Below are 13761 nucleotides of genomic sequence, written 5' to 3' on the forward strand. Positions count from 1 at the left end.
CTGCTTATTCCGCGCTGATGTTGGCGGTTTTCACGATCCGGGTGTTGAGTGCCAGGCCATCGACGATCTGCTTGCGAAAGGCCTCGGGGGAATTGCCCACGGGGTCCACGCCCAGCTCTTTCAGACGCGCCAGCAAGGCCGGGTCGTGCAGCGCCTCGATCGCGGCCTTGTGCAGCTTGGCCTGGATCGCCGCCGGCGTTTTGGCCGGCACGACGAGGCCGAACCAGGTCATGGCCAGGGTGTTGAGGTCGGCATAACCGAGTTCCTTGAGTGTCGGCACCTCCGGCAGATCGGCCAGGCGCTGGTTGGCGCCCACGGCGAAGGGCACCAGCTTGCCGGCCTTGATGTGCGGCGCGGCCGAGGGGTACTGGTCGCTGAGCACCTGGGTTTCACCGGCCAGCGCGGCCGTCACGGCCGGGCCCATGCCGCGGTAAGGGATGTGGCGCAGCTTGAACTTCAGGTCGGCGTTCATGGCTTCGATCAGCAAATGGCTGATGGAGCCCGGGCCGGAGGAGCCCATGTTGTACTGGTCAGGCTTGCTGCGGATTTCCGCCACCACGTCCTTGAAGGTACGTGGGCCGAAAGCCGGGTTCACGGCAAACACCGAGGGCACGGCCGCCAGCGCGGTGATGGGCAGCAGGTCTTTCAGCGGGTCCACCCGGTTGGATTTGAGCAGGATGGGGTTCACGGTCAGGGTGCTGACGGTGCCAATGCCTATGGTGTAGCCGTCCGGCTCGGCCCTGGCCACCACTTCGGTGCCAATCATGCCGCCGCCGCCGGCGCGGTTGTCCACCACCACGGCCTGACCCAGGCTTGCACGCATCTTGTCGGCCACCAGGCGGGCCACGATGTCGGTCGAGCCGCCGGGCGCGAAAGGGACGATCAGCTTGATCGGGCGCTGTGGGTAATCGGTCTGCGCCAAGGCCGGGGTGGTCGCGGTGGCGGCCAGCAACAAAAGCGGAAGCGCGGCGGCCAGGGTGCGTCGTGAAATGTGCATGGTGGGTAGAAAGGTTGGTAAAAGGTCGAAAGGGAAAGCAATTATGTGGACAGCAGGAATTGAGAACAAATAGATTTATGCTGTTAGATATTCGCAAACCCGATAGCTTCGCATGACACCTTCTCCACCCGCCGCCTCTGTCCTGTACGCCCGTCTGGTCGCCAAGGGGCGGCTGCGGCATTTGCAACTGCTGGTCGCGATTGCCGAGTTTGGCAGCACCAAACGTGCGGCCGAACAAGTTGGCCTGAGCCAGCCGGCCGCGACCCAGGCCTTGGCCGACATTGAGGGCCTGCTGGGCACGGCCCTGTTCGAGCGCCACGCGCGTGGCATGCGCCTGACCCAGGCCGGACGCGCGCTGATTCCGATTGCCAAAAGCGCCATGGACGCTTTGCGTGCCTCGGCCGACACCTTGCATGCCTTGCAGGACGGCGCCAGCGGCGTGTTGCGTGTGGGGGCCATTCCGGCCGCCGTCACCGGGCTCTTGTGCCGGCGCCTGCCGGCGCTGAGCAGCCGTTACCCGAGTCTGCGCATCGAGGTGCAGGAAGACCGGGGTGAGCACTTGCTACCCGAAGTCAGCTCCGGCCGGCTGGATTTGGCGCTGTGCCGCCGGCCGGCCGCCGTGCCCACCGCCTGCCGGTTTGTGCCGCTGCTGGCCGACACGCCATGGGTCGTGGCCAGCCCCAGCCACCCGCTGGCGCAGCAGCCCAGCCTCACGCTGGACGACTTGCGCGCCGCCTGCTGGTTGTTGCCGACCGAAGGCAAGGGCGTGCGCAGCCTGTTTGATGTCATGTTTGCGTCTTTTGACCAGCGGCCGCGCCTGCATCCGATTTCGGGCACCTCGCTGCCCTTGTTGCTGGAGCTGTTGCGCCGCGAGCCGCTGCTGTCGCTGGTGCCCGGGAGTTTGATCGCGCCGTTTTGTGAATGGGGCCTGGTGACACGGCTGGCCTTCGAGGTGGGCGGCGATTTTGACGGTCTGGGCGCGCTGCTGGGGCCGGGCAGCGACAACCCGCTGGTGGCGACCTTTGTGCAGGAGATGCGCGGCGATGCCGCCTAAGGCTTGCCCGCCTGATATTTATAAGAAACAGGCCCCCAGCCCTGATGAATCGGGCGCAAGCAGCTATTTAATTCATAGCGATTCAGTCAAGACTAGCGGGCGGGCGTTGTCACCGCGGTGCCGGCCTGGCTGCGTATCTGCGCCGCAAAACGTGCGGCCGCCGGCGACAGCGGGCGGTCTTGCCGGGTGATCAGGTAAATCGGCGGCACACGTATCGACATGTCCAGCGGCAAGGCGTGCAACACGCCGAGCCGGCCGTAGTGGTCGGCCAGCGAGGCCGGCATCACCGCCACCATGTCTGAAATTTCCAGCATCGCCGTGGTGACGATGGTCGAGGAGGTTTCGGTGATGTTCAGCCGCGTGTGGATGCCGGCTTCACGCAGCGCCGCGTCAAACCGCAGGCGTTGCGGCGAGCCCGGCGGCTGCAAGATCCAGGGCAGGGCGGTCAGGTCGCTGAAGGCCACGTTGGCGCGCTGGGTCAGCGGGTGGTTGCGGCCCACCACCACCACCAGTGCTTCGTGCAGCAAGGGCACCAGGGTGTAATCGCCTTCGCCGTGGCCCTCGGTCAGGCGCCCCAGCACCAGGTCGACCTCACCGCGCGCCAGCTGGGTGATCATGACATTGCTGGTGTCCACCGTGACCGACACGGCGACCCGGGGGTGGCGGCGTTTGTATTCGTTCAGCGTGGGCGCCAGCAACTCGGGCACGGCGCCGGGCACGCTGCCGATACGCAAGGCCCCGCGCAGGCCGGAACTCAGCGCCACCATTTCTTCGCGTACAAAACCGAAATCGGTGAGCAGGCCGCGTGCATAACGGATCAGGATTTCGCCGTGCGGCGTGGGCGCCATGCCGCGCGCCAGGCGTTCGAACAGCGGCACGCCAAAGGTGTCTTCGGCCTGTTGCAGCAGCTTGCTGGCGGCCGGCTGGCTGATGTTGAGCGCGGCCGCGGCCCGGCCCAGGTTGCGTTCGGTGTCCAGCAGGCTGAGCAGGGCCAGCTGGCGGGTGCGCAGGCGCAGCAGCAGGGAAAGGTCGGAAACCGCCGTCATCATTCATCCATATACAAAAGTGTATGAATTATTGATGAGATTCGATTGGATTGGAATGTCTTTTCTGGTTAGTCTCTGCTTGGATCGCACAACAACAGGAGACAAACCGATGAAGCCCGCTTCCTTTTTTCGTTTCGCGCTGCCTTGCGCACTGGCCCTGAGTTCTCTGGTCCTGCCCGGCACCGCTGCCGCGCAGGCCTACCCGGCCAAACCGGTGCGCATCATGGTCGGCGCCTCGCCGGGCGGCGGCACCGACATCCTGGCGCGTGTGCTGGCCGAGAAGTTTGGCCGCGACATGAAGCAGTCCTTCATCGTGGAAAACCGTCCCGGCGCGTCCAACACCATTGCGGCTGAAATCACCGCCCGCGCCGAGCCCGACGGCCTGACCCTGCTGCTGGCCACCAACACCGGCCAGGCGATTGCGCCGCACCTGCTCAAGCTCAAGTTCGATCCGATCAAGGATTTACAGCCCATCGGTATGGTGGCGGTCATGCCCAACGTGCTGGTGGTGTCCAGCGCCTCGCCCTACAACAACGTCAAGGACTTGCTGGCCATGATGCAGGCCAAGCCCGGCGACGCCAAATACGGCTCCTCGGGCCTGGGCAGCACCCAGCACATCGGTGGCGAAGCCTTCAACCTGGCGACCGGCACCAAGGCCATCCACGTGCCTTACAAAGGCAGCTCACAAGCCCATATCGACATCATTGGCGGCCAGGTCGACATGATGTTCGACACCACCTCCTCGGCCATGGCGCAGATCAAGGGCGGCAAGCTGCGTGCCCTGGCCGTCAGCGCGCCCAAACGCACACCCGAGTTGCCCAATGTCGCCACCTTGGCCGAACAAGGCATCAACGGCGCCGACGTCACCACCTGGTACGGCTTGTTTGTCACCCGCGGCACGCCGCCGGCCGTGGTGGCGCGCCTGAGCGAACAACTGCTGAGCACCTTGCAATCACCCGAGGTCCAGACCCGTATCAAGTCCCTGGGCGGCGAGATCGAACTGATGTCCGTCGAGCAGTTCGCCAAGCTCAACCAGGGCGATTTCGAGCGTTACGGCAAGCTGGTCAAGGCCGCCAACATCAAGGCCGAATAAGTCCCCGGCCGGGGCGCCGCAACGCCCGGACGTCTTCTTTTCCATCCCAAGAACCCACCAAGGAAGTTCCCATGACCCTCCCACGCCCCAGCCTCGCCGTCCTCCTGGGAGATCCCGCCGGCGTCGGCCCCGAAATGGCCGTCAAGTTGCTGGCGCGCCAAGAAAACCGCGACACGGCCAATCTGCTCCTGATCACCGACCCGGTGATGCTGGCCGATGCCCAGCGAATAACCGGCATCACGCTGGACACCTTGGTTGTTACCGACCTGGCGCAGGTCCGTTTTGAACCCGGCCGCGTGACCGTGCTGGCGCAGGACTGGCTGAATGGCCAGTCGCCGCCACTGGGCGAATGCACGGTCGAAGCCGGTCGCGCCTCTTTCCTGGCCATGGAGACGGCGCTGGCCGCGGTCAAACGTGGTGTCTGCGACGGCATCCTGTTTGCGCCGCTGAACAAACATTCCTTGCGCCTGGGCGGGCTGACCGAGGAAGACGAGTTGCGCCACATGCAGGAAAGTTTCAAGGTCGCCGGTTTTGTCTGCGAGTTCAACATCACCCAAAACCTCTGGACCTCCCGCGTGACCTCGCATGTGCCGATTCGTGAAGTGGCCGACCTGATCACGCGTGAAGGCGTGTGTGAGGCCGTGAAAATTGTCGATGCCGCGCTGCGCCAGGCCGGCATTGCCAAACCCCGCGTGGCGGTGTCGGGCCTGAACCCACATGCCGGCGACGGCGGCTCCATCGGCATGGAAGAGATTGAAGTGATTGCCCCCGCGGTGAAACAGGCGCAGGCCATGGGACTGGACGCCCGCGGCCCGTATTCGCCAGACACGGTGTTTATCGCGGCGCGCCGTGGCGACTTTGACGCGGTGGTGTCCATGTACCACGACCAGGGCCAGATCGCGATGAAGCTCATGGGCTTCGATCAGGGCGTGACCTTGCACGGCGGCCTGCCGGTGCCGGTCGCCACCTCGGCCAGCGGCAGCGCCTTTGATATTGCGGGCAAAGGCATTGCCAATATTGAAGGCCTGCAACAGGCCTTCAATTTGTGCGCCCGTATGGCCGCCGCCAGTCGGCCGGCGCAGAAAGTGGCCGCATGAACCAGCTGGATTTGCAGGGCCAACATGCGGTGGTCACAGGCGGTGCCTCCGGCATCGGCCTGGGCATCGCGCGCCGGCTGATCGCCAGTGGTGCGCAAGTCACCTTGTGGGACCGCGACGAGGCCGGCCTGCGCCGTGCCGTAGCCGAGCTGGGCGAGCAGGCGCGTGCAGAAGTTGTCGACATCGCCGAACCCACCGCGGCGCGTGAAGCCGCACAACGCACGGCGGTCGTGGGCGGGGCGATTGACATTTTGGTCAACAGCGCCGGCCTGACCGGCCCGAATGCGCCGGTGGTGGATTACAAGCTGGACGACTGGTCGCAGGTGATGCAGGTCAACCTCACCGGCCTGTTCCTGTGTTGCCAGGCCGTGTTGCCGGGCATGTTGGCGCAGGGCTACGGTCGCATCGTGAACATCGCCTCGGTGGCTGGCAAAGAAGGCAATCCCAATGCCTGCGCCTACAGCGCGTCCAAGGCCGGTGTGATCGCGCTGACCAAAACACTGGGCAAGGAGTTGGCCCAGCAAGGCGTGGTGGTCAATTGCGTGGCGCCGGCTGCGGTAGAGACACCCTTGTTCGCGCAGATGTCGCCCACCCACATTGACTACATGCGCTCCAAAATTCCCATGGGGCGTTTCGGCACGATTGACGAGGTCGCCGCCCTGGTGGGCTGGCTCTGCACGCGGGAGTGTTCGTTTTCCACCGGCGCGGTGTTCGACCTGTCCGGCGGGCGCGCCACGTACTGACCTTTTATCCGAAGTTTTGTCATGACAAACATCAGTTTTTTAGGCACTGGCCTGATGGGCGCGCGCCAGGCGCGTTGCGTGCTGGCGGCCGGTTTTGCGCTCACGGCCTGGAATCGCAGTGTGGCCAAGGCCGAGGCGTTGCTGGAGCACGGCGCCGTGCTGGCCTTGACACCGGCCGACGCGGTGAAAGCCGCCGACATCGTGGTGTTGATGCTGGAGAACGGCGACATCGTGCGTGAGGTCTTGTTCGACAGCGGCGCCGCGCAAGCCATGAAGCCCGGCACGCTGGTGATAGACATGAGTTCCATCAAACCGGCGCAAGCACGTGAGCATGCGGCGCAACTGGCTGCCTTGGGCCTGCAGCATCTGGACGCGCCGGTCTCGGGCGGTATCAGCGCGGCCGAAGCCGGCACGCTGGCCATCATGGTGGGCGGCGAGGCTTCGGCTTTTGCGCAGGCTGCGCCCCTGTTCGCGGCCATGGGCCGCGCCACCCATGTCGGTCCCAGCGGCGCGGGACAGCTCGCCAAACTGGCGAACCAGTTGATCGTGGCCATCAATATCGCGGGCGTGTGTGAAGCCTTGCAACTGGCCGCCAGCGGTGGTGCCGACCCGGCCAAGGTGCGGGAAGCGATTCGCGGCGGCTTTGCCGAAAGCCGGGTGCTGGACTTACACGGCCAACGCATGGTGGCGCGCGACTTCACCCCCCACGCCCGCGCCACCATGCAGCTCAAGGATTTGGACAACGCCATGGAAGTGGCGGGCCAGAACGGTTTTGACGCCCCCGTGGCCAGCCAGGTGCGCCAGTTGTTCACCGACCTGGTGGCGCGGGTCGGCGAGACCGACCACAGCGGCTTGTGGCTGCAGCTCGAACACATCAACCGTCAAAAACCCGGCCAGGAAAGAACACCCACATGACAGAACGCAAAAAATTACGCAGCCGCGCCTGGTTTGATCGCCAGGACAAGATGGGTTTTTATTACCGCTCGTGGCTGAAAAACAGCGGCATTCCGCAAGACCAGTTTGATGGCCGTCCGGTTATCGGCATCTGCAACACCTGGTCGGAACTCACACCCTGCAACTCGCATTTCCGCGAGCTGGCCGAACATGTGCGCCGCGGCGTGCTGGACGCCGGCGGTTTTCCGCTGGAGTTTCCGGTCTTGTCGCTGGGCGAAACCATGATGCGGCCGACAGCCATGTTGTACCGCAACCTGGCCTCCATGGATGTGGAAGAAGCCGTGCGTGCGAACCCGCTGGACGGCGTGGTGCTGCTGATGGGCTGCGACAAAACCACGCCTTCCTTGCTGATGGGCGCGGCCAGTGTGGATCTGCCGACCATAGGCGTGTCGGGCGGCCCCATGTTGCGCGGGTATTACGAAGGCAAGGCGGTGGGTTCGGGCACCAACACGATTTCCATGAGTGAGCAGTTGCGCGCCGGCAGCATCACCTTGAACCAGTTCCACGAAGCCGAAGCCGCCATGCACCGCTCGCATGGGCATTGCATGACCATGGGCACGGCCTCGACCATGGCGTGTATGGTGGAAGCGCTGGGCATGGGCCTGCCCGGCAATGCCGCGATTCCTGCGGTCGATGCACGCCGTCACGTGTTGGCACGTGAAGCCGGCCGGCGCATCGTGCAACTGGTGCACGACGATGTGCAGATGTCGCAAATTTTGACGCGGCCCGCGTTTGAAAATGCGATACGCACCAATGCCGCGATTGGCGGCTCGACCAATGCGGTGGTGCACCTGATCGCGCTGGCGCGCCGCATCGGTGTGGACCTGAACCTGGACGACTGGGACCGCCTGGGCCGTAACGTGCATTGCCTGCTGGACCTCATGCCTTCGGGGCGTTTCCTGATGGAAGATTTTTTCGAGGCCGGTGGTTTGCCGGCCATCCTGGACCAGCTGGGTCAGCAGGGTTTGTTAGACCTGTCCGCCCTGACGGTCAACGGCCGCACCCTGGGTGACAACATCGCCAAAGCGCCATGCTGGCGGCCCGAGGTGGTGCATTCGTTTGACAGCCCGTTCAAGGAAGACGCGGGTATTGCGGTCTTGCGCGGCAACCTGGCGCCCGACGGTGCCATCATCAAACCGTCCGCCGCCTCGCCGCATTTGCTGACCCATACCGGCCGCGCCGTGGTGTTCGAGTCGATCGAAGACCTGCATGGGCGCATCAACGACGAGGATCTGGACATTGACGAAAACTGCATCATGGTGCTCAAGTACTGCGGGCCCAAGGGTTACCCGGGCATGGCCGAAGTGGGCAACATGCCTTTGCCGCCCAAGCTGCTACGCCGGGGTGTGACCGACATCATCCGCCTGTCGGACGCACGTATGTCGGGCACGGCTTACGGCACGGTGGTCTTGCACACCTCGCCCGAGGCGGCCATTGGTGGCCCGCTGGCCTTGGTGCGCAACGGCGACCTGATCACGCTGGATGTGCCGGGCCGGAATCTGCACCTGCATGTGGACACGGCCGAGCTGCAGGCGCGCCGCGCTGCGTGGACCGCCCCCGCGATTCATTCCAACCGCGGTTACGTCAAACTCTACGTGGACCATGTGTTGCAGGCGCACGAAGGCGTGGACTTCGATTTTCTGGTCGGCAAAAGCGGCTCGGCCGTGCCGCGCGACAACCACTGAGCCGGGATGGGCGCTGTTTTTAAGTAAAAAGTGCCTCTAGCCCATATGGCGTGCACGCAAGCAGCTATCAAGTTGATAGCGTCTCAGGGCTGCTGGGTTGCAGCGCGGGCGTGCTGCTGGGCTGAAAGCTGTGTGCGCTGGCCAGCGGCCAGTACAGGCGAAACACATTGTGTTGTTCGTCCAGCGAACCCAGCAAGGCCCCGGGCGCGACCTGCATGATGAGGTTGCTGAGCAGCCGCACCTCGGTGTCGTTGATGCGGCGCACGATGTGGTGCGCGGTGACGTCGCTGCTGTGTTTCAGCCCGGCCGCTTCCAGCAATTCCTTGAGCGCCTTCAGCGTGCTCTGGTGAAAACGCCAGACGCGTTCGGCCTTGTCCGGTACCACCAGGGCCTGCTGGCGCACAGGGTCTTGTGTGGTCACGCCGGTCGGGCAGTTGCCGGTGTGGCAGGTCTGGGCCTGGATGCAGCCCAGCGCAAACATGAAGGCCCGGCCCGAGTTGCACCAGTCGGCACCCAGCGCCATCATGCGGGTGATATCAAAAGCGCTGATCACCTTGCCGGCGCAGCCTATGCTGATGCGCTCGCGCAGGCCCACACCTAGCAGCGTGTTGTGCACCAGCAGCAGGCCTTCCTGCACCGGTACCCCCACATGGTCGGTGAACTCCAGCGGCGCCGCGCCGGTGCCACCTTCGGCGCCATCGACCACGATGAAGTCCGGCGTGATGCCGGTTTCCAGCATGGCTTTCACCATCGCAAACCACTCCCAGGGGTGGCCCAGGCAAAACTTGAAACCGGTGGGTTTGCCGCCCGACAACTCGCGCAGGCGGGCGATGAAAAACATCATCTCCACCGGCGTTGAAAAAGCGCTGTGCGAGGACGGCGATACGCAGTCCTTGCCCACCGGTACGCCGCGCGCGGCCGAAATTTCAATCGTCACCTTGGCGCCCGGCAAGATGCCGCCATGGCCGGGCTTGGCGCCCTGGCTCAGCTTGATCTCGATCAGCTTGACCTGCGGGTCGCAAGCGCTGGCCGCAAAGCGCTCCGCGTTGAAACTGCCATCATCGTTGCGGCAGCCAAAATAACCCGAGCCGATTTCCCAGATCAAATCGCCGCCGTGCACGCGGTGGTGTTGCGAGATCGAACCTTCGCCGGTGTCGTGCGCAAAACTGCCGCGCTGGGCACCACTGTTCAGCGCCAGGATGGCGTTGGCCGACAGCGCGCCAAAACTCATGGCCGAGATGTTGAAAATACTCGCGTTGTAGGGCTGGGCCGTGTTCGGGCCTATGGTGACGCGAAAGTCGTGTGAGCTTATGTGTGTGGGCTGCACCGAATGGTTGATCCACTCATAACCCTGGGTGCTGACGTCGAGCTGGGTGCCAAAGGGCCGGTTGTCCATCTCGCCCTTGGCGCGCTGGTAGACCAGCGAACGTTGCGCACGTGAAAAAGGCGCGGCCTCCGCATCGCTTTCAATGAAGTACTGGCGCATCTCCGGGCGTATGAACTCCAGTAAAAAGCGCAGGTGGCCAATCACCGGGTAGTTGCGCAAAATGGAGCTTTTGGTCTGCCGCAGGTCGTGGATGCCCAGGCCCAGCAACAGCGCGCAAAGCCCCAGGGCCAGCCAGCCCACGCCAAAAGCAATCAGGCTGAACAGCGCCAGCAAGAGGCCAAACAGGCAAAGCCCCAGGAAGGTGTAACGAACCGGAAACAGGGCATCGAGTCGCTGGAGCATGGCGGGACTTCCATCAGGTGGGTGGGGGCAAGACGGCTTCAGAGCCTGTTCACAATCTACAGGGGGTCACGCAAGTGGATTGTCGGGATGGGATGCAAGGCGCAAAATCCAAGCCAAGGCTAGAGCCTTGGCTGATTTTGCAACGCCGCAGACCGCCCGAGAATCCACTTGCCCTTCGGGTTGGAACGAAATCGGGCGATTTGCCCACCAAATCCCTTGCATGGGCATCAGCCCATGCTGCGTGATCTTGGCGAGCAACTCATCCCGATTGCGTCCCAACGCGGCCCCCTGTAGATTGTGAACAGGCTCTTGGGCGCGGCAGATACACTTTCGATCATAAGAGCCCCGTCCGGGGCTCAGGACTGTTTTTCCATGACGACTTCAACACCCCCCGATTCTTCTTCCCCCACCCCAGCGTCCGACGCGCCCGAAACCACCTGGATGGAAATGGAAGCCTTTGACGAGCTCGACGCGATTCTGGACGACCTGCGCAGCCGCTACGACGAAACCCCGCAGTGGGAGTTTTGTGAAGGTTTCATGGCCGCCGTGATCTGCTCGCGCCGGCCCATCCCGCCTGTGGAGTACCTGTCGGTGCTGCTGGCCACGCCCGCCGAAGGCGAAACGCCAGACGCGGAAAGCGGCTCGTTTGCCAGCCCAGAGCAGCAAGCGCGTTTCATGGAACTCTGGAACCAGCGCTGGGCCGAAGTCGCCACAGCGCTCGATGCCCAGGTGGACACGCTGGAAGATGACCTGTGCTACCACCCCGAGGTGATGGACATTCGCGGCGCCGTCGCCGACATGCCGTCCGAAGAACAAGCCGCCTTCAAGGGCGAAGACCTGCCGGCTTTTGCCCAGGTCTGGGCCCTGGGTTTTATGTTTGCCGTGGAAAGCTGGCCCGAAGAATGGGCCGCGCCGCGCGACAAGGACGCCGCCCAGTGGCTGGACAACGCCCTGCAAGCCGTGGTGGCCATGACCGAAGACGACACGGCCAAACCCGAGGTCTCACCCTTGAGCGAAGAAGGCGCGCCCAGCACCAGCATCGCCCGCCTCAACGCCTTTGGCGACGCGATCTGGGCTGTGTACGACCTGCGTGAACTGTGGAAAACCATGGGCCCGAAAGTCGAAACGATTCGCAAGGAAGCCACACCAGGCCGCAATGATTTGTGTCCTTGCGGCAGTGGCAAGAAATACAAGAAGTGCCATGGGGCGGGGTGAGGAATCGGGCCTGAAGTTCAGGCCTGATTGCTTCTGATTTGGTTGCGGTTAGCGGCCGCTGTTAAAGGGTTGGCTGCCGACTTTTTGATCACACTGGTTCTTGACCTGTACCGCAGGGCCGAGCCGCTCAACGTTTGACATGAGGGCTTAGGCCGCACCCGACCCCTCTGCGAGGGCCTTCAGCTTGCGGAGTGTGACCGGAAGTCCTGCGTTCAGTTGCCTGGACAGCATGGGACCTAGAACAAAAGACAGCAGACCTGCGAATGTCACCCTGTGGACGACTTCTGTCGCTCCTAGCACGGGGACGAGCTCGTGCTCGAATAACATGCGAAACAGGGGGATCTTCGACTCGACCGTGAAACACTTGCCGGGCACCACTTCGGTAAGAACCATGGGAACGGTCATGCCCTTGGGGGGCGTGATTCGGCCGCGACTGCCGACGCGAAACGGACCTTCAAGAAAGGCTTGCTTCGTGTCCGGATCCCACGTGTGCCAGTTCTGGACATCCTCGTATATCCGGAAGACTGTTTCGGGGGACGCAGCAATTGCGATGCGGTGTTCGACTTGCATTGAGGGCTTTCAGGCAGGAGACAGGTGACGTGAGCGGCCCAAGGTGATTCAGACCGTAAACCTGAGGAATAACAGGGCTGATTTTTATACAGGCAACGCCTTTGTTTTCGGAAGTCATTGGTTTATTCCCGCATCGCTTGGGCCGTCAAGGACTTTGCGGCGATAACAAATCCACACACGCCGCAAAGACATTCAACAACAGGGCGCCCGCGCCGTTTCAAGGCTTGCGCTGGGCCAGTGTGCATGGCGGTTAAGTACGTCCATGCCGCAAGGCATCTCTCTCTCTCGCCTCCAGAGCCCGAAGGCGTGGAAACCCCAAAGAGCAGAGGGTTGTGAGTGTTTTAGGTCTTTAGTCCAATAAGGACGGGCGCAAGTAGCTATTAATTGGGTAGCGTTTGCGTGACTTCATTGTTGGCGATCCAGCCGTCCACGCGCGACCGGCCTGCACCCGCCGACGAGTAACGTGTGTGACATCAAAGGCTTGGAAAGCCTTGGTGTTTTCCCGTGAAAGCCGCCACCGCGGGATAGTGCCGGTTGACGCCCCCCCACCCCGTCCGCAGAATGGCTCGTACCGCCAGAGGCGCCTGCCATCGCGCAACGCCTTCCGGCCTTTTGTGTACCTTGTTCTTTCACCTGCAACCGTCGGCATCCTCAAGGAAACCAGCATGCGAATGACCCACCGGCACCTGCCGTGTACGGGCTGAAGGACGATCCATGGACGTTTTTCTTCAGCAAGTTCTCAATGGCCTGACCCTGGGCGGTATCTACAGCTTGGTCGCGCTGGGCCTGACCCTCGTCTATGGCATCCTGCATGTGCCCAACTTCGCCCACGGGGCTTTTTACATGGCCGGGGCCTTTGTGTCCTTCCATCTGATGACGGCCTTCGGCTGGAACTACTGGCTGGCCATGGGCGGATCGGCGCTGTGTGTGGCGGCCATTTCCGTGTTGTCGGAGCGGCTGGTGTTTCACCCCTTGCGTCATGCCTCGGGCCTGCACCCCATGGTGGCGGCCATCGGCATGTTGCTGTTTCTCGAAGCCGCGGCGCAGGCCTTGTGGGGCGCGGACTTTAGGCGCATGCAGACGCCTTACACCAGCATCATCGATCTGGGCGGCGTGGTGGCGCCGGCGCAGCGGCTGCTGATCATTGCGGGCGCCTTCAGCCTGATGCTGGTGCTGCAGCTTTTCCTGAAAAAAACCGTGGTCGGCTCAACCATCATCGCGATGGCGCAAAACCGCGATGGGGCGTCGCTGGTGGGCATTGACGCGAACAAGGTGGCGATGTTGACCTTTGGGATTTCGGGCGCACTGGCCGCGATTGCCGCCACCTTGTACGCGCCCATCAACCTGGTTTATCCGGCGATGGGCGGCATTGTCATCACCAAGGCTTTTGTGATCATCATCCTGGGCGGCATGGGCAGTGTGCCGGGCGCCATCGTCGGCGGACTGATCATCGGGTTCGCCGAGAGTTTCGGCGCCTTTTATATTTCGACCGACTACAAGGACATCATCGCTTTTGTGCTGCTGGTGGTGATTTTGTCGGTGCGCCCGCAAGGGCTGTTTACCCAGGCGGGGCGCTGA

Annotated in this window: 12 protein-coding genes; 8 read left to right on the forward strand and 4 right to left on the reverse strand. The window is 63.2% G+C overall.

Going from position 1 to position 13761, the window contains the following annotated elements:
• Positions 1 to 4 precede the first annotated feature (4 nt).
• Positions 5 to 997 carry a Bug family tripartite tricarboxylate transporter substrate binding protein gene (locus tag ACHMXK_RS23075; protein ID WP_397443039.1) on the reverse strand — a complete coding sequence of 331 codons (993 nt, stop codon included), beginning with the start codon at positions 995 to 997 and terminating at the stop codon, positions 5 to 7.
• Positions 998 to 1109: 112 nt separating this feature from the next.
• On the opposite strand from ACHMXK_RS23075, the gene ACHMXK_RS23080 reads away from it, so the two are divergent.
• Positions 1110 to 2051 (forward strand): LysR family transcriptional regulator, encoded by a 942-nt coding sequence (locus ACHMXK_RS23080; RefSeq protein WP_397443041.1) that lies wholly within the window; start codon positions 1110 to 1112, stop codon positions 2049 to 2051.
• A 92-nt stretch (positions 2052 to 2143) separates the two neighbouring features.
• Here the strand turns inward: ACHMXK_RS23080 and ACHMXK_RS23085 are convergent, their stop codons facing one another.
• Positions 2144 to 3097 (reverse strand): LysR family transcriptional regulator, encoded by a 954-nt coding sequence (locus ACHMXK_RS23085; protein ID WP_397443042.1) that lies wholly within the window; start codon positions 3095 to 3097, stop codon positions 2144 to 2146.
• Between the two features lie 109 nt (positions 3098 to 3206).
• Between ACHMXK_RS23085 and ACHMXK_RS23090 the strand changes: the two genes are divergently transcribed.
• The 5 genes from ACHMXK_RS23090 to ACHMXK_RS23110 all read left to right on the forward strand — a co-directional run bounded on the left by ACHMXK_RS23090 (position 3207) and on the right by ACHMXK_RS23110 (position 8669).
• Entirely contained in the window at positions 3207 to 4190 is a 984-nt protein-coding gene (locus ACHMXK_RS23090) for a Bug family tripartite tricarboxylate transporter substrate binding protein (RefSeq protein ID WP_397443043.1), read from the forward strand.
• A 71-nt stretch (positions 4191 to 4261) separates the two neighbouring features.
• Positions 4262 to 5287, forward strand: a complete 1026-nt coding sequence (locus ACHMXK_RS23095; protein WP_397443044.1) for a 4-hydroxythreonine-4-phosphate dehydrogenase PdxA — start codon at positions 4262 to 4264, stop codon at positions 5285 to 5287.
• Positions 5284 to 6030: an SDR family NAD(P)-dependent oxidoreductase gene (locus ACHMXK_RS23100; RefSeq protein ID WP_397443045.1), complete on the forward strand. Its 747-nt coding sequence runs from the start codon at positions 5284 to 5286 to the stop codon at positions 6028 to 6030. The genes ACHMXK_RS23095 and ACHMXK_RS23100 overlap by 4 nt, the downstream gene beginning before the upstream one ends.
• Positions 6031 to 6051: 21 nt before the next feature.
• A complete protein-coding gene (locus ACHMXK_RS23105; protein WP_397443046.1) occupies positions 6052 to 6945 on the forward strand; it encodes an NAD(P)-dependent oxidoreductase in 894 nt (297 codons plus the stop codon).
• Positions 6942 to 8669 (forward strand): IlvD/Edd family dehydratase, encoded by a 1728-nt coding sequence (locus ACHMXK_RS23110; protein WP_397443048.1) that lies wholly within the window; start codon positions 6942 to 6944, stop codon positions 8667 to 8669. Before ACHMXK_RS23105 ends, ACHMXK_RS23110 begins: the two co-directional genes overlap by 4 nt.
• A gap of 67 nt (positions 8670 to 8736) precedes the next feature.
• On the opposite strand, the gene ACHMXK_RS23115 is transcribed toward ACHMXK_RS23110, so the two are convergent.
• Entirely contained in the window at positions 8737 to 10398 is a 1662-nt protein-coding gene (locus ACHMXK_RS23115; RefSeq protein WP_397443049.1) for an FMN-binding glutamate synthase family protein, read from the reverse strand.
• A 372-nt stretch (positions 10399 to 10770) separates the two neighbouring features.
• Between ACHMXK_RS23115 and ACHMXK_RS23120 the strand changes: the two genes are divergently transcribed.
• Positions 10771 to 11613 carry a UPF0149 family protein gene (locus ACHMXK_RS23120; protein ID WP_397443050.1) on the forward strand — a complete coding sequence of 281 codons (843 nt, stop codon included), beginning with the start codon at positions 10771 to 10773 and terminating at the stop codon, positions 11611 to 11613.
• 147 nt (positions 11614 to 11760) lie between these two features.
• Here the strand turns inward: ACHMXK_RS23120 and ACHMXK_RS23125 are convergent, their stop codons facing one another.
• Complete coding sequence (locus ACHMXK_RS23125) at positions 11761 to 12183, reverse strand: SRPBCC family protein (RefSeq protein WP_397443052.1); 423 nt, start codon at positions 12181 to 12183, stop codon at positions 11761 to 11763.
• A gap of 714 nt (positions 12184 to 12897) precedes the next feature.
• On the opposite strand from ACHMXK_RS23125, the gene ACHMXK_RS23130 reads away from it, so the two are divergent.
• Complete coding sequence (locus ACHMXK_RS23130; protein WP_318404264.1) at positions 12898 to 13761, forward strand: branched-chain amino acid ABC transporter permease; 864 nt, start codon at positions 12898 to 12900, stop codon at positions 13759 to 13761.

The sequence above is a fragment of the Polaromonas sp. UC242_47 genome (genome assembly GCF_044452385.1).
Classification (GTDB): domain Bacteria; phylum Pseudomonadota; class Gammaproteobacteria; order Burkholderiales; family Burkholderiaceae_C; genus Polaromonas.

Excerpts from the sequence above, each read along its gene's own strand:
- ACHMXK_RS23075 (WP_397443039.1), bottom strand. The coding sequence starts at position 997 with ATGCACATTTCACGACGCACCCTGGCCGCCGCGCTTCCGCTTTTGTTG.
- ACHMXK_RS23080 (WP_397443041.1), top strand. The coding sequence starts at position 1,110 with ATGACACCTTCTCCACCCGCCGCCTCTGTCCTGTACGCCCGTCTGGTC.
- ACHMXK_RS23085 (WP_397443042.1), bottom strand. The coding sequence starts at position 3,097 with ATGACGGCGGTTTCCGACCTTTCCCTGCTGCTGCGCCTGCGCACCCGC.
- ACHMXK_RS23090 (WP_397443043.1), top strand. The coding sequence starts at position 3,207 with ATGAAGCCCGCTTCCTTTTTTCGTTTCGCGCTGCCTTGCGCACTGGCC.
- ACHMXK_RS23095 (WP_397443044.1), top strand. The coding sequence starts at position 4,262 with ATGACCCTCCCACGCCCCAGCCTCGCCGTCCTCCTGGGAGATCCCGCC.
- ACHMXK_RS23100 (WP_397443045.1), top strand. The coding sequence starts at position 5,284 with ATGAACCAGCTGGATTTGCAGGGCCAACATGCGGTGGTCACAGGCGGT.
- ACHMXK_RS23105 (WP_397443046.1), top strand. The coding sequence starts at position 6,052 with ATGACAAACATCAGTTTTTTAGGCACTGGCCTGATGGGCGCGCGCCAG.
- ACHMXK_RS23110 (WP_397443048.1), top strand. The coding sequence starts at position 6,942 with ATGACAGAACGCAAAAAATTACGCAGCCGCGCCTGGTTTGATCGCCAG.
- ACHMXK_RS23115 (WP_397443049.1), bottom strand. The coding sequence starts at position 10,398 with ATGCTCCAGCGACTCGATGCCCTGTTTCCGGTTCGTTACACCTTCCTG.
- ACHMXK_RS23120 (WP_397443050.1), top strand. The coding sequence starts at position 10,771 with ATGACGACTTCAACACCCCCCGATTCTTCTTCCCCCACCCCAGCGTCC.
- ACHMXK_RS23125 (WP_397443052.1), bottom strand. The coding sequence starts at position 12,183 with ATGCAAGTCGAACACCGCATCGCAATTGCTGCGTCCCCCGAAACAGTC.
- ACHMXK_RS23130 (WP_318404264.1), top strand. The coding sequence starts at position 12,898 with ATGGACGTTTTTCTTCAGCAAGTTCTCAATGGCCTGACCCTGGGCGGT.